At 39.6% G+C, this 15,974-nt stretch carries 10 protein-coding genes; 9 read left to right on the plus strand and 1 reads right to left on the minus strand.

All coding sequences use genetic code 11. From position 1 onward, the window contains the following. Window positions 1-130 precede the first annotated feature (130 nt). Window positions 131-1,150 (minus strand): beta-N-acetylhexosaminidase, encoded by a 1,020-nt coding sequence (gene nagZ, locus AS4_RS02900; RefSeq protein WP_004818920.1) that lies wholly within the window; start codon window positions 1,148-1,150, stop codon window positions 131-133. Between the two features lie 196 nt (window positions 1,151-1,346). Here nagZ and AS4_RS02905 point away from each other — a divergent pair, with 196 nt between their 5' ends. From AS4_RS02905 to AS4_RS02945, 9 genes are all read left to right on the plus strand, one after another. Continuing rightward, window positions 1,347-3,530, plus strand: coding sequence for a carboxy terminal-processing peptidase (locus tag AS4_RS02905; protein ID WP_004818923.1), 2,184 nt, complete (start codon window positions 1,347-1,349; stop codon window positions 3,528-3,530). A 211-nt stretch (window positions 3,531-3,741) separates the two neighbouring features. Next, complete coding sequence (locus AS4_RS02910; protein WP_034609768.1) at window positions 3,742-5,817, plus strand: putative bifunctional diguanylate cyclase/phosphodiesterase; 2,076 nt, start codon at window positions 3,742-3,744, stop codon at window positions 5,815-5,817. A 327-nt stretch (window positions 5,818-6,144) separates the two neighbouring features. Next, the gene (locus AS4_RS02915) at window positions 6,145-7,734 is read left to right on the plus strand and encodes a peptide chain release factor 3 (protein WP_004723253.1); all 1,590 of its coding nucleotides are present in this window, start codon (window positions 6,145-6,147) and stop codon (window positions 7,732-7,734) included. A 140-nt stretch (window positions 7,735-7,874) separates the two neighbouring features. After that, complete coding sequence (locus tag AS4_RS02920; RefSeq protein WP_096732983.1) at window positions 7,875-8,642, plus strand: hypothetical protein; 768 nt, start codon at window positions 7,875-7,877, stop codon at window positions 8,640-8,642. A gap of 227 nt (window positions 8,643-8,869) precedes the next feature. Further along, window positions 8,870-9,844, plus strand: a complete 975-nt coding sequence (locus AS4_RS02925) for an RsiV family protein (protein ID WP_034609772.1) — start codon at window positions 8,870-8,872, stop codon at window positions 9,842-9,844. After that, complete coding sequence (locus tag AS4_RS02930) at window positions 9,844-10,671, plus strand: TatD family hydrolase (protein ID WP_096732985.1); 828 nt, start codon at window positions 9,844-9,846, stop codon at window positions 10,669-10,671. Before AS4_RS02925 ends, AS4_RS02930 begins: the two co-directional genes overlap by 1 nt. Before the next feature lie 433 nt (window positions 10,672-11,104). After that, window positions 11,105-13,864: an aconitate hydratase AcnA gene (gene acnA / locus AS4_RS02935; protein WP_096732987.1), complete on the plus strand. Its 2,760-nt coding sequence runs from the start codon at window positions 11,105-11,107 to the stop codon at window positions 13,862-13,864. A 136-nt stretch (window positions 13,865-14,000) separates the two neighbouring features. Next, complete coding sequence (locus AS4_RS02940; RefSeq protein WP_096732989.1) at window positions 14,001-14,762, plus strand: tRNA threonylcarbamoyladenosine dehydratase; 762 nt, start codon at window positions 14,001-14,003, stop codon at window positions 14,760-14,762. Between the two features lie 99 nt (window positions 14,763-14,861). After that, window positions 14,862-15,971: a DUF695 domain-containing protein gene (locus AS4_RS02945; protein ID WP_096732991.1), complete on the plus strand. Its 1,110-nt coding sequence runs from the start codon at window positions 14,862-14,864 to the stop codon at window positions 15,969-15,971. Window positions 15,972-15,974: the final 3 nt, after the last annotated feature.

Here is a 15,974-nt window from a genome sequence, read left to right on the forward strand (position 1 = left end):
ATCTTAAATCTCTTTAATCATTAACGGCTTATTAATCATTAAAGGTCTAAGATCCCCTCATTGATCATCAAGAGGGGGCAGCAAAATTAAGTCATCTAGCGCAATATCCTATGGATAGCCTCTATTGGTTTTAAAGTGAATTTTTAAATTCTTCAATGACTTTTTTGACAGCTTGCCATTCATTTCCAAGGTCAAATGTTTCATCAATACTGATCTGTGGAATTTTGCCACGCATACGTTCTAAACGTGCTTGATTTGGCAAAGGTAGGTTTTCTATCCCAGCCAATGCGATACATGCCGATTCACGGTTATTGCACACCAAGCCCATATCACAACCTGCTTCGAGGGCAGCACGGATACGTGCATCTGCTCCACCTGCAACACAAGCTGCTTGCATGCTTAAATCATCTGAGAACAGCACACCATCAAATTGAAGCTCTTGGCGTAAAATCGTTTGAATCCAGTAAGGTGAAAAACCTGCAGGATTTGGATCTACTTTTTCATAAATCACATGTGCAGGCATCAGTGCATCCAGCTGGGTTTGTAGCTGAATAAAGCTTTGCATATCCTTGTTATAAATGTCTTGGTATTCACGTGGATCAATTGCTGCAGCAACATGTGAATCTGCTTTCACAGAACCATGTCCAGGAAAGTGTTTTCCTGTGGTTGCCATACCCGCACGCTGCATTCCTTTCATAAATGCGCTGGCAAGCGGCACAATATCTTGTACATTTTTTGCAAAGGCACGATCGCCAATCACATCACTAATGTCATTCAGATCTAAAACAGGTGCAAAACTAAAATCAATCCCTACTGCAAGCACTTCAATTGCCATGAGCCAACCACATTGTTCAGCCAGAGTTAAAGCTTTTTCAGGTTGAGTTAAGTAAAGCTCACCAAAATGCCCCATGGCTGGTAGTAGGGTAAAGCCTTGTTTTAGGCGTTGTACTCGTCCACCTTCTTGATCAACGGCAATAAGAATGTCGGGGCGAATTTGGCGCATATGATCGGTTAAAGCGCGAACTTGAGCAGGTGATTCTATATTTCTTGAAAATAAAATCATGCCACCGACTTGCGGAGTTTGTAATAGTTCAATATCTTCTTGAGTAAGTTCTGTGCCTGCAATATCAAGCATCAATGCGCCGATCATAGGAATCCACGGTTGTATTTATATAAACTGGGAAACAATACCCGATTTCTGCAATGATTTGCTACACTTACTCAGTACAGATTATGCTAAAACTACACAACATAAACAGATAAAGTCGTTTAAGATATTGAAACTGTTGAGTTCAGATTGAAAAACGATATAGAAATTGGAAAACCCAAGGAAGTATTAAGAATTTATGAAAATTCAAACTCTCGCTTGCGCTATAGCACTTGCAACAGGTGGTTTATTCTTTACCCATACCATCAATCAGGCAATGGCGGAAACCAATGCTACAAACGTGTCTCAATCGATTCATCCTTCACAAGATCAAGCCTTAGTGACACGTCAACTTGCAACATTGATTGACCGTCAGCATTATTTGAATATGCGTTTAGATGCAAATACATCAAATCGTATTCTCGACATGTATATTGATAGCCTTGACCCAGAGCACACCTTATTTTTAGCTTCAGAAATTGAACAATATAAAAAGCAATATGGGGCAACACTCGGCGCAAAATTAAAAGCAGGCGATTTGTCTGGACCATTTGCGATTCATGCGCATTATCGTGCACGTTTAAAAGAATTTTATGAATTTGAATTGGCTGAACTTAAAAAGACCCAGAACTTAAATCAGCCAAATGAATTTATTGATGCAGATCGTGAGAAAGCTGAATTCTTTGCCAGCAAAGCCGAGTTGCAAAACTATTGGCGTAAGATGTTGGTGTCGCAATTAATCAATCTCACCATTGCCAAGCAAGAAGATCAAGCCAAACAAAAAGCATTGAAAGATGATCCAACATTGGCCAATGGTCAGGATTTGGCAGCATCAGAAGATCTTACACCTGTTCAAACACTCACCAAGCGGTATACCCGCCAACTAGAGCGTATTGGACGAACCAAGAGTGATGATGTACTGGAACGTATCCTTAATGCAATGACCTTGACCTACGATCCGCACAGCAATTATTTCCCACCTGTTGATGCTATGGAGTTGAATCGTCAAACCACCTTACAACTTGAAGGTATTGGTGTTTCGATTCGTCCTGAGCGTGGTAATGAAGACTATACCAAGATTGAAACCATTGTAGATGGTGGGCCGGCAAGTAAGACCGGACAGGTTAAATCTGGTGATCGCATTATTGGTGTTGCACAAGATGGCAATAAAATGGTCGACGTGATTGGTTGGCCAAGTTCTGAAATTGTCGGCTTGATTCGTGGTAAACGTGGCACCAAGGTGTCAGTGAAATTGTTGGCTGCAGGCGCTTCTATGAGCCAAGCACGAGTTGTGACCATTACTCGTGATGTGATTCAAGAAGAAGATGCGGGTGTGCGTTCACGTACTGTAGAGCTGACACGTGATGGTAAAAAACATAAGTTTGGTGTTTTAGAAATCCCATCTTTCTATCTGAACTATCGTGCACGTCGTGCAGGGACTGAATACCGTTCCGTTTCAGAAGATACCAATAAAGCATTGAAGTCACTTGCAGCACAAAATGTTGAAGGGATTATTATTGATTTGCGTAATAACCCAGGTGGTTCTTTAGAAGAAGTTGCCAAAATGATTGGGCAAGTGATTAAAGAAGGCCCAGTGGTTCAAATCCGTGATGGTAATGGCAATGTGAGCGTGTTTGAAGACACCGACGGTGGTGCGCAAACCTATGCAGGACCTTTGGCTGTTTTGGTTAACTTAGCCTCGGCTTCTGCCAGTGAAATTTACTCTGCTGCCTTACAAGATTACGATCGTGCGGTAATTTTAGGAAGTACGACCACGGGTAAAGGGACTGCACAAGTTCAATTGGATAGCCTTGCTTATGGTCAAGCAACCTTAACGCAACGTAAATTCTACCGTGTGACTGGTGGCAGTACCCAAAACAAAGGTGTGATTCCAGATATCAAACTGGTGGATATATATGATGAAGAGTTTGGTGAGCGTAAAGCTAAAAATGCTTTGAAATGGGATACGATTCCAACTGCGCCGTTTAAACGTGAAGGGTCAATTCAACCGTATGTAGCACAGCTTGGTGAAAAATCAAAAGTTCGTGCGGCAGGTGATCCACAGTTCCAATACCTAGAGACACGTAAAGCGATTGCTCAAGAAACCAAAGATCAGAAACGTATCTCTTTAGATATTGATAAACGTAAAGCAGATTTAGTGGCACTTGAAGCAAGAACATTGGCTGCGGAGAATAAGCGTCGCACTGAAACAGGATTAAAGCCATATTCAAACTGGGAAAGTTACCAAGCAAGTTTGGATGCATTGGCTGAATCAAGAGCGAAAATGAAGGTAAACCAACGTCCGGCATTGCCAGAGGAAGAGACCTTTGTGAATGAGGCTGCCAATGTTCTGTTAGATTTGGCACATCTAACAAGTAAATAACTAAAAATTCTATTTAGGTAAAATAAAAAAGCATATCTCGGATATGCTTTTTTTATTTCGATTCAAAAAATAACTTGACGTTCAATAGGATAGTGATATTTTAAGTAAAACGAACGTTCTTTAAAAAAAGGTGAACCTTCTCGCAATTTTGCGTTGTATATATAGAGGTTGCTTATAACAAAAATAGGTTCATTACTGGAAGTAAATTTTTATGAGTTATATGAGTTATGATAGTAATCTCGTAATAGGTTCTGCATGTATTGCAGTTATCATCTGTTACGTAGCTATTTCATTAGAACAACTCATATTTACCCAACATACCCCTCGTCTACAGAAAATTATCTTGTGTTTAAGTGGCATGGTTTTTGGCTTCGCCATTTGGGCAATGCACTTTGTCGGAATGTTGGCTTGTGATCTACCGCAAGGTTATTCCTTTGATTTAACATTAACTGTGATCTCCTATATTATTGCGGCCATGGCTTCGACTTTTGCGATTTGGCTGACCACTCAAGAGACTTTGCCAATTGTACGGTTGATTTTAGGTGGCGTGTTGATGGGACTGGGAATTTCTGGAATGCACTATATCGGCATGCTGGGGCTAGATATTCCAAATCAACAAGTTGATTATGATGTTATTTTGGTGATGCTCTCTGTCATCATCGCGATTAGTGGTTCAGGATTGTCTTTCTGGCTCGCATTTAAATATAAGAACTCTTTTAATCATAAGATGCTTTATAAAATTGCTGTATCGATCATGATCGCACTCAGTATTGTGGGAATGCATTATATCGGTATGGCAGCAGCAACGATCTCATCGGTGCATGACAATCATTTTGGAAGTCAACTACACGAAGGGCAAGGTATTTTATTGTTTACCATTATTTTTGTAGCGAGTTTAATACTTGTCTCTGCTTTTTGTGTGGCGATTTTAGAACGAAGATTAGAAGAACGTAGTTTACAGTTATTACAAGCCAATAAAGAGCTTGAAGACTTAGCACTTCAAGATAATCTGACTAAACTTCCAAACCGATTATTTCTCGTTGAATACACCGATGCTTTATTTTTAGATTATAAGGATATACAGTCTAAAATTGCTTTTATTTATATTGATTTAGACCGCTTTAAATCTGTTAACGACGCATTTGGTCATCATATCGGTGATGAGCTTCTGGTTAAACTCGCCCAGCGTTTATATCCGTTACTTAAGGATGGGCAAAGACTCACTCGTATTGGTGGAGATGAGTTTATTCTGATTCTGGAAGATTCTAATCGTAATGAAGCTGAAGAGATTGCCGAATTGTTCTTACAAAAAATACAAGATGGTTTTCAAATCTCAGGTAAAGAAATTAATATTTCTGCCAGTATCGGCATCGTATTTTTCCCCGACCACGGGCAGAACTTACAAGATTTATTGATCAATGCTGACTCCGCCATGATGCAATCTAAAGAGCAGGGGCGTAATACTTTTAGTGTTTATAGCAGTTCATTAGACCAACAACACCAAAGTCGAAGTCAATCTAAACTCATCAATGATTTATATAAAGCAGTTGAAGAACAACAATTTATTCTATTTTATCAACCTAAATTCACTGCGGACTACCAAATTTGTGGGGTAGAAGCTTTAATCCGTTGGAAGCATCCAACCCTAGGCTTGTTAGCCCCGAGTATGTTTATTGATGGCGCTGAGCAAACGGGGCTGATTATTCGTATGGGCTATTGGGCCTTAGAGAAAGCATGTAAGCAAATTCAAGAATGGGAAGATAAAAAATATGCTTTTGGTCCCATCGCCGTAAATCTTTCAGCAGTACAATTTGAACATAAACATTTGATTGAAACTTTAGAAAAATTGATTCAAAAATACCATGTCAAAAATGGTAATTTAATTATTGAAATTACTGAATCTACAGCGATGCATCATATTGATGACAGTATTCAAACCTTTGAGAAATTAAGAAATTTAGGTATCCGACTGGCAATTGATGATTTTGGAACGGGGCATTCGAGTTTCTTGTATTTAAAAGATTTACCAGTAGATGAATTAAAAATAGATCGAGAATTTATCCGTAATTTGTGTGAAGGTTCAAAAGAACAAATCATTTTAGAAAGTATTATCCATTTGGCGATTCGTTTGGGTCTGGTGGTGACGGCAGAAGGCGTTGAAACTGAACAGCAGGCGCAGATTCTTAAACGTTTAGGTTGCCAGCAATTACAAGGTTATTTGTTAGGCATGCCGTTACCTGTAGACCGTTTGGAAACCAATTATAGTATGGTTAAAGCCATACCTTAGATATAAAAATATTCAGCCAGCTAAAGACCTAGCACGATCATTCAAACGAGGTTTAAGCTGAGCGTAATCGCGTTTTACTTAACCATCGCCACTGTATATTGAGATCTACGTTGATCTTTAAAACCATTTGCTTGTCGTCTGTATCGCTCATCCTCTTTCTGGAATTTTTGCGATGTCTGTGCGATCAAAGTGCTTAATGATCTAGCAACAATCGTTAAAAACGACGCTAAATCTGATACAATATCGCCAATTTTTGAATTCCCATTTTCCAGTTCAAGTACATATTTATAAATGTGTACATAACTGTGTACATATTGTAGATTTTTTATGTTTAAAGATGAATTAGCGGCGCAAGTCGCTCAGCGACGTACCTTCGCTATTATTTCCCACCCCGATGCTGGTAAAACCACAATGACAGAAAAACTGTTATTGTGGGGTAAAGCAATCCAAGTTGCAGGTATGGTTAAAAGTCGAAAGTCTGACCGTTCTGCGACATCTGACTGGATGGAAATGGAAAAAGAGCGTGGTATTTCGATTACCACCTCAGTCATGCAGTTCCCTTATAAAAATCATGTCATCAATTTACTTGATACACCGGGACATGAAGACTTTTCTGAAGATACCTATCGTACTTTGACTGCTGTTGACTCCGCGTTGATGGTGATTGATGGTGCAAAAGGGGTCGAGGAACGGACCATCAAATTGATGGAAGTGTGTCGTATGCGCGATACCCCGATCATTTCTTTCGTCAACAAAATGGACCGTGAAATCCGTGAGCCATTAGAATTGCTTGATGAAATTGAAAACGTGCTTAAAATCCGTTGTGTGCCGATTACTTGGCCATTGGGTATGGGGCGTGACTTCGCGGGTGTATATAACATCATTGAAAATAAGCTTTATGTATATAAAGCGGGTTTTGGTTCGACCATTACAGATATTGAAATTCGTGATGGCTATGACTATCCAGACATTCGTGAAAAAGTCGGTGATCTGGCCTTTGCTTCATTTGAAGAGTCTTTAGAGTTGGTGCAAATGGCGAATGATCCGCTAGATCCAGCGGAGTTTTTAGCAGGTCGTCAAACGCCAGTACTGTTCGGTACAGCGTTAGGTAACTTTGCGGTTGACCATGTATTAAATGCATTTATTCAGTGGGCGCCACAACCAAAAGCGCATCCAACACATGAACGTACTGTTGAAGCAACGGAAGAAGGCTTCAGTGGATTTGTATTTAAAATCCAAGCCAATATGGATCCAAAACACCGTGACCGTATTGCCTTCATGCGTATCTGTTCAGGTAAGTATGAAAAAGGTTTAAAGATGAATCATGTGCGCATTGGTAAAGATGTGCGTATCAGTGATGCATTGACATTCCTTGCCGGTGAACGTGAGCAACTTGAAGAAGCTTGGCCTGGCGATATCATTGGTTTACATAACCACGGTACGATCCAGATTGGTGATACATTCACTTCTGGTGAAAAACTCCATTTTACGGGGATTCCACACTTTGCACCTGAAATGTTCCGCCGTGTACGCTTAAAAGATCCATTGAAATCTAAACAATTGCAAAAGGGTTTAAAAGAGCTTTCAGAAGAAGGTGCAACGCAGGTGTTTATGCCGCAAATCAACAATGACTTGATTGTTGGGGCTGTAGGTGTACTTCAGTTTGATGTGGTGGCGTATCGTTTGAAAGAAGAATACAAAGTAGATTGTATTTATGAGCCAGTGAACATCAACACAGTGCGTTGGGTTTCTTGTGATGATGAAAAGAAATTTAATGAATTTAAGAAAAAGGCACATGACCAACTTTCTGTCGATGGTGGTGGGCATTTAACTTATCTCGCACCAAGCCGAGTGAATCTACAATTAATGCAAGAGCGTTATCCAGATATTCAATTCCGTTCTACACGTGAGCATTAAGTTCAGCTAACTTATTGCAAAATGTAAAAACAGCTTCCTTGTGAAGCTGTTTTTGTATCAAAATACAATGCTTTTTGTCCAAAGGGATTTATGCAGTGCAATTTTCAAAAAAAATAATTTCAGTGCTTTGCTTAAGTACAATGGTTTTGGTTGCATGTGATTCTAAAAAAGATCAGGACAAAGATGGTTCTGTATTACAACCCAAACAAGAAGCCGCTGAAGTTTTACCCTATTTAAATATTCAAGAAACCAAAGCTGATTATGCCTTACCGTTTTGTGAAAAGAACAATTGCATTGAAATTGATATTCAAACCATTAAAACCCAAGACAATTGGTTAAATCAGTGGATTGCAAATAGTCAGTCCAACGTGATTCAGGCACAGATTGGTTTAAAACAGAATATGACCTTACAACAGGCCATTAATGCTTTTGTCAAAAAGTCAGATACTTGGCAAGAAGAATTCCCGAAAAATAAAGCCTTTGAACTGCATATGCAAACGCGTATGGCTTCACAACGTAATCAGTATGTTTTGTTGCAAGTTTCAGTCAATAGTTTACAAGCAGATGTCAGTATCAAAGAACGACAATACTTTTTTGTTGCTGACCGGAAATTGAAGAAAAGCTTAAGTATTTTAGATGTGATTGATGCCAAACATCAGAACCAACTGAATACTTGGGTCCAAGAAAAATATGCAGAATGGTTGGAAAAGCAAAATAGCGATGTGAAAAAGAATGCGCCTAAAAAGTTATATTGGGGGCAAGCCGATTGGTTCTTTGATGGTGAAGGTGTTGGCTTACATTATCGCGCCAATGAAATTGTCGAAGATGGTACCCAGTTGGATATTTATTTGAGCAAAGAACAGACGCAAAAAATACTCAAGCCTGAAGTGTATCAACGCATGTTCTAAGGTGTATTCTGATCATTCTGCCAATTTTAGCGGGATTCTAAAGCAGAGCGGTTAAGATCAGTTGGTCCTTGTTAAATTGACTCAGTAATCAATAAACTTGAGTCACGTATTGCAATAACGCTTCAATTTTCATACAAATTTTGATTGAGGATTTGTATAGAGAAGAATAGGCTAATGAATATAGAGATTAAAAAATCTTGGCTTGATTCGTTGGATAGGTTTGTGAAATGTTAAATCAAAAAAGTACTTTAGCGCTTTCAATTCTGGTGATCACTTTAGGGTTAACTGCATGTCAAAAATCTGACTCGAAAAAAGCAGAACCAACAGTTGATCAAAGTGCTGCATCTCAAGTGCCTGATACATCAATGTTATTACAGGGCGATACAGAAAAAGTAAAATTGACACTGCCTGAGTGTAATGGCAATACATGCCCTGAGTTTTCTATAGAAAGACTAAAAAGTAATCAGGCTTTTGTTGATGAAACGATTGATCAAGCGATTCTTGATAATCTGGATAAAATGCTGGATATCGCGCAATTGAGTAAAGCAAAAAAAGATGCAGATCAGCAACAAACGGCTTCACAAGCTTCAGCAAGTGAGGTGCAAGCCAATAAAACCCCTGTTCAGCAATTGCAAGAGCGGGTGCAACCTTATGCAAATTCATTCCTTGAGATGGATAAAGAGCTTAAAACATTAGGGGCAAGTGGCCAGATCACGATTAGTTTAAGTCCTAAAATTTTAAACTCAGATAAACCTTTAGCGACGGTGGTATTAAATACCAGTAGTTATTTAGGCGGGGCACATGGGGCATCTGCGCAAACCTATTTTAACTTTGATTTGGTGAGTAAAAAACAAGTTGGCTTGGATCAAATCATTGAAGCCAATCAAAAAGCTAAATTTGAAAAATTGGCACATGATGCATTTAAAACTTGGGTTATCGATTCAAAACTTGCTGAAAGCGTCAATGAATATGAACAGGCGTGGAAGTTTACATTATCAGACAATTTCTATTTGGGTAAACAAGGTCTGATTTTACAATATGGTGAATATGATATAGGGCCTTATGTTGTTGGCTTACCGCGTTTGATGATTCCTTACGATCAGTTAAAAGGCGTGCTGAAAAGTCAATATTTCCCAGCGGAGATGCAAGTTGATCAGCCAAGCAGCTCTACACCTGTTGCAAGTGGTAAAGCGAAATCCTAATGCCTTGGCCTTTGTTTGATACGCATACGCATTTTGATGTTCCTGATTTTGATCTGGATCGAGAAAAATTGGCGTATCAAGCAAAAAAGGTGGGTGTAGAACATTTGATTTTGATTGGGTTTCTATATGAACGCTTTCAAGATTTGATAGACACTCAGCAATTTTTAAATCAGCTAAATAATGCGCCTCGTAGCCATCTTGCGCCGGGGTTGCATCCCTTTTATATCGAACAACACCGTTTAGAGCATTTAAATGCTTTGGAAAATATACTGAAAACTGAAGCGTGTATTGCGGTTGGTGAAATCGGCTTAGACACGTTTCTTAAACAGCATAAACAAGCTGGAATTTTTCAAAAACAACAAGATTTTTTTTCAGCCCAAATTGAACTTGCCCAACAATACGATAAACCCATTCTTCTACATATTCGTAAGTCACATGCTGACGTGCTTGCAATGTTGAAACAGCACCAGTTTAAACATGGTGGTATTGCACATGCTTTTAGTGGCGGGATAGAAGAGGCAAAAGCCTTTATTAAATTAGGCTTTAAACTGGGTGTCACAGGACAAATCACCAATCCAAATGCCAAAAAACTGCATGCAGTTGTACAAGCGGTTGGTGCGCAACATTTAGTGCTAGAAACCGATTGTCCAGATATGACACCACTGTGTTGCCAGACGTCTGACCAGCAGCATACCCGTAATACACCAGTGAACTTGCCTTTTGTCTTGGCGGGTTTAGCTGAAAGTTTGGTAATGGATCAAGCAACATTGGCAGGTGTGTTGTGGAAAAACTCACATGAATGCTTAGGGTCTGTTGCCATTTCATAAATGGCTTGCGTTGTAGGTTAAAATTGAGCAGGCAAGGCATGAAACGAAGAGAATAGCGAGACTATTTTCGAGTTTCATAACGAAGGCTGAGATAATTTTAGCCACAACCCTGAGCAAGAACAAAGCACTGCTTTGTTTGCAGCGCAAGGCGCAGCGGGGGACTAGCGTGTTTTTTGCCGCTACGTCGTTACCTTGCGAAACGATGTTTCTCATCATTTAGAATGACTAAATTTCGTATTTCGTGCCTAGTATCGCCTAAAAAACACACGTAGTCGCAAACGTTAACGAATTGTCAACAGACCCCATATTTACCGATGTAAATTTGAATAAAAATAACCAATCAACAACACCTAAAATAAATATTTGTCTTAGATTTAAATAAGTACTCCAAGTAGCCAATAAGAAAGTTAACGCCAAGCTGGAGGTTCAACCAATGGCAAAATATGGTCATATCAATCGTTTAAATTCTCTACAAGACTTAACTGTAGGGGATACAAGGTATAAAATTTTTAATTTAAAACAGGTTCAAGCGAGTTTAGGTGATATTTCAAAATTGCCTAAATCACTCAAAGTATTATTGGAAAATTTACTTAGATTTGAAGATGATCAAACCGTGAGGCAAAGCGATATTCAGGCGATTGTCGATTGGCAAAAGAATAAAACTTCAGATCAAGAAATCCAATATCGCCCTGCACGGGTCTTGATGCAAGATTTTACTGGTGTACCTGCTGTGGTTGATTTGGCTGCGATGCGTGCAGCTGTACAGAAAGCCAATAAAGATCCCAACTTAATTAACCCTTTATCTCCAGTGGATTTGGTCATTGACCACTCTGTGATGGTGGATCACTTTGGGACAGATCATGCCTTCGATGAGAATGTCGAAATTGAGATGCAACGTAATGGAGAACGTTATCAATTCCTCCGTTGGGGGCAGTCTTCTTTTGATAATTTTAGTGTGGTACCGCCCGGAACAGGGATTTGCCATCAAGTCAATTTAGAATACCTAGCTCAAGCAGTGTGGCTGGGTGAAAGTGATGGTGAGGTGTTTGCATTTCCCGATACCTTAGTTGGTACAGATTCACACACCACAATGATCAATGGTTTAGGTGTATTGGGTTGGGGTGTGGGGGGGATTGAAGCCGAAGCGGCCATGCTTGGACAACCGATTTCAATGCTGATCCCAGAAGTGATTGGTTTTAAATTGACAGGGAAATTGCGTGAAGGGATTACCGCAACGGATTTGGTTTTAACCATTACTCAGATGCTACGTAAAAAAGGCGTGGTGGGTAAATTTGTTGAATTTTATGGTGATGGGTTGGCATTTTTGCCTCTTGCAGACCGAGCAACCATTGCCAATATGGCACCCGAATATGGTGCAACATGTGGCTTTTTTCCGATTGATGAAATCACTCTAGGGTATATGCGTTTAACGGGTCGTAAAGAAGACCGTATTGCATTGGTTGAGGCTTATTGTAAAGAACAAGGTCTATGGCGTCATACCGGGGATGAACCTGTATTTACAGATGTGCTTGCTTTGGATATGGGAACCGTTGAAGCAAGTGTTGCTGGACCGAAACGTCCGCAAGATCGAGTGGCATTGCCTGATATCCCACAAACTTTCAGTGCCTTAATGGCGCTGGATCTTAAGCCGGCTAAAGGTGAAGAAAAAGAACGTTTAGCCAATGAAGGTGGTGCAGGTACAGCAATTGATTCAAAACAGTCTGCTTTACAAAATGAAGAACCGCATTGTGTAATTGATGGTAAACGTTATCCTTTGACCGATGGTGATGTGGTGATTTCTGCGATTACTTCATGTACCAATACTTCTAATCCAAGTGTGATGTTGGCTGCGGGTTTGTTGGCAAAAAAAGCCATCGAAAAAGGTATTCAACGTAAGCCGTGGGTGAAAAGCTCTCTTGCACCAGGTTCTAAAGTCGTAACCGATTATTTGGAAGCGGCAGGTTTGATGTCTTATTTAGACCAGTTGGGCTATAACCTTGTTGGTTATGGTTGTACCACATGTATTGGTAATTCAGGGCCTTTGCCACAACCGATTGAAGATGCTATTCAGTGCCATGACCTGAATGTTGCATCGGTACTTTCAGGCAACCGAAACTTTGAAGGGCGGGTACATCCATTGGTAAAAACCAATTGGCTTGCATCACCGCCTTTGGTGGTTGCATTTGGCTTATTGGGTACCATTCGTAGTGACATTACCAGCACAGCATTAGGGAACGATCAGCAAGGTCAACCGGTATATCTCAAAGATATTTGGCCGAGTCAAATCGAGATTGATGAGGTGCTGCAAAAAGTGAATACAGCCATGTTCCATAAAGAATATGCGGCAGTTTTTGATGGTGATGAAAAATGGCAAGCAATTCAAATCCCTGATTCTGAAACCTATGAATGGGATGAAAACTCAACGTATATTCGTCATCCTCCATTCTTTGAAGGTATTGATCAACCCGCGAAACCAATTAAAGATATTCTCAATGCAAATATCTTGGCCGTTCTTGGTGACTCAGTCACAACAGATCATATTTCTCCAGCGGGGAATATTAAGAAAGACAGTCCAGCTGGGCGTTACCTAGAAGCGCAAGGTGTCGATCAAAAGGACTTTAACTCTTATGGATCTCGTCGTGGGAATCATGAAGTGATGATGCGAGGAACCTTTGCCAATATTCGTATTAAGAATGAAATGCTCAATGGCGAAGAGGGTGGTAATACCCTCTATATCCCGACAGATGAGAAGTTAGCCATTTACGATGCTGCGATGAAGTATCAGCAAGATGGAACGCCGTTGGTCATCATTGCAGGTAAGGAATATGGTACAGGCTCATCACGTGACTGGGCGGCGAAAGGCACCAACCTTTTAGGAGTAAAAGCGGTGATTACTGAAACTTTTGAACGAATCCATCGTTCAAATCTAGTTGGTATGGGGGTTTTACCGTTGCAATTTGTAGATGGTCAAACCCGTCAATCACTCAACTTAACTGGGCATGAGCAACTGTCGATTTATGGACTTTCTGATGACATACAACCACATGAAAGTTTAGATGTGGAGGTTAAACGTGTCGATGGTTCAATAGATCGTTTCAAAGTGTTATGCCGTATTGATACTTTGAATGAAGTGGAATACTTTAAAGCAGGTGGTATCTTGCATTATGTACTGCGTAATTTAATCGCTTCATAGCCTAATCAATAAATCACGATATATTTCAGTTCTCCAAGCCCTGTATAAAATGCAGGGCTTTTTTTATTGTGTTGGAACAAGACACGCTGTTGATAAATGAGTAAAATAGCGGGGTATTTTTGAGTTGATATTAGACATGACTGAACTTTTCCAAAATGATGAATATGAGCGCCGTTTTGCAGGCGTAGCCAAAATTTATGGAGAAGATACATTCAATCACTATGAACAAAGTCATGTCATGGTGATCGGTATTGGTGGGGTCGGCTCATGGGCGGTTGAAGCCTTAGCACGTACAGGAATTGGCGAGTTAACACTGGTCGATATGGATTCAGTGGCTGCTTCAAATATCAACCGACAGCTGCCTGCAATGACCTCAACTTTAGGCCATGAGAAAATTGAAGTGATGGCGGAACGTTGCCGTTCAATTAATCCTCGGGTCAAGATCAATTTGATTGATGATTATCTCAGCCCAGACAATGTGAAAGAAATTTTAGAAAATGTTCCCGATATTATTTTAGATTGCATCGATGACGTTAAAGCAAAATTTGCACTGATGCTACATTGTCGGTTTAATAAAATTCCTTTGATTGTTTCGGGTGGGGCAGGTGGTAAGCTTGATCCTCTAAAAATTCGTGTTGCTGATTTATCTAAAACAGAACAAGATCCGATGCTTGCAAAATTGCGGAGCCAGTTGCGCGCCAAAGGCATTTGTAAGAAACCAAAAGAAAAATTTGGCATTACGTGTGTGTATTCAATTGATAATCCTTTTTCCAGTGCTGATGTGTGTGCGAGTGCAGGCTTGCGTTGTGGTGGATATGGTTCGGCTGTGGTGGTGACTTCTAGTTTTGCGATGGTCGCCGTTGCAGAAGTGTTGAAAAAGTTAGATCGGATCAAATAAGCGCTTGGTATTTTTAAGTAAAAGTTTAGATGCATTTAAAAATCATAAAAATTCAGTTAAATTAATCTGAAATAAACGCAATAACAGAGAACAATCAAAATGAGTTTTTTCAAAAAGTTATTTGGAAAGAAAGAACAACAAATACAAATCAATCGAAACCGCTATGCTGAATTTTGGCAATGGTTTGAGCAGCATCAGCAGGATTTCCATCGTATTGTAGATGAGTTAAATCAAGATACGATTCAGGCGGATTTCTTTGATAAATTATCGCCTGAATTGGCCAAAGTTCATGGTGGAATTTTTTTCCTTACCGGGATGCTTGACCCACAAACAGCTGAATTGATTTTAACGCCAGATGGTGTTGTGGCAAATATTGTATTTGTAGAGGAGTTGGTGGCAGCAGCCCCTGAAATTCCTGGCTGGAAATTTACCGCACTTAAACCCGCAAGTGATATTCAGCAAACCAGTATTGGTATGCATGGTCATGAGTTTAGTCAAAAAACGCTATCGTTTTATTTAAAAGACCATGAAGAATATCCAGATGAAACTGATCTTGTGGTTGTGCATGATCAATATAATGAAGCTCAAAAAGCTGAATTCTTACAAGCGGTTTATATCTTTTTGGATAATTATTTGGGTGAATATGATTCGATCACAAAGCTAGATCAAGTTTCGCTACAATTCAGACAAGATGCTGAAAAAGAATTAATGTCTATCGATCGTTTAAAGAATATTTTAATTTTAAAGAACAGTGAAATTTCTCGCTTAGACAAAATAACCCGTTCAAGTACTGATGAAGATGAATATATCAGTTTGGAGGGGGAGACCAATGAAGGGTTGCCTTTGGTGGCGATCTTAAACAGTACCCTTTTAACATGGGATCAAAAGGCTTCTCATCCGTGGATGCTGCTGATAGAAATACCTTATGCTGGTCAGAACTCAAGTGGTATGCCGTCTGCAACAGATTATGAGTTGCTTAATGAGATTGAAGAAGAATTATTAAATGAGCTAAAGGATTTTGAAGGATATTTAAATATTGGACGAGAAACCGGTAATAACTTAAGAACCATGTATTTTGCTTGTAAAGAGTTTAGAAAACCCGCCAAAGTTATAGATCAGGTTGTTGAAAAATATCAGAACAACTTTGAAATCGATGTCAGCCTATTTAAAGATAAATATTGGCGTTGTTTAAATAAGTTTGGTCGTTAACTA

Source organism: Acinetobacter guillouiae (genome assembly GCF_002370525.2).
Lineage (GTDB): Bacteria > Pseudomonadota > Gammaproteobacteria > Pseudomonadales > Moraxellaceae > Acinetobacter > Acinetobacter guillouiae.

What these genes read in the sequence shown, in the direction of transcription:
- AS4_RS02930 (WP_096732985.1), top strand. Translation starts at nt 9,844, where the DNA reads ATGCCTTGGCCTTTGTTTGATACGCATACGCATTTTGATGTTCCTGAT.
- nagZ (WP_004818920.1), bottom strand. Translation starts at nt 1,150, where the DNA reads ATGATCGGCGCATTGATGCTTGATATTGCAGGCACAGAACTTACTCAA.
- AS4_RS02915 (WP_004723253.1), top strand. Translation starts at nt 6,145, where the DNA reads ATGTTTAAAGATGAATTAGCGGCGCAAGTCGCTCAGCGACGTACCTTC.
- AS4_RS02910 (WP_034609768.1), top strand. Translation starts at nt 3,742, where the DNA reads ATGAGTTATATGAGTTATGATAGTAATCTCGTAATAGGTTCTGCATGT.
- AS4_RS02920 (WP_096732983.1), top strand. Translation starts at nt 7,875, where the DNA reads ATGGTTTTGGTTGCATGTGATTCTAAAAAAGATCAGGACAAAGATGGT.
- AS4_RS02925 (WP_034609772.1), top strand. Translation starts at nt 8,870, where the DNA reads ATGTTAAATCAAAAAAGTACTTTAGCGCTTTCAATTCTGGTGATCACT.
- AS4_RS02945 (WP_096732991.1), top strand. Translation starts at nt 14,862, where the DNA reads ATGAGTTTTTTCAAAAAGTTATTTGGAAAGAAAGAACAACAAATACAA.
- AS4_RS02940 (WP_096732989.1), top strand. Translation starts at nt 14,001, where the DNA reads ATGACTGAACTTTTCCAAAATGATGAATATGAGCGCCGTTTTGCAGGC.
- AS4_RS02905 (WP_004818923.1), top strand. Translation starts at nt 1,347, where the DNA reads ATGAAAATTCAAACTCTCGCTTGCGCTATAGCACTTGCAACAGGTGGT.
- acnA (WP_096732987.1), top strand. Translation starts at nt 11,105, where the DNA reads ATGGCAAAATATGGTCATATCAATCGTTTAAATTCTCTACAAGACTTA.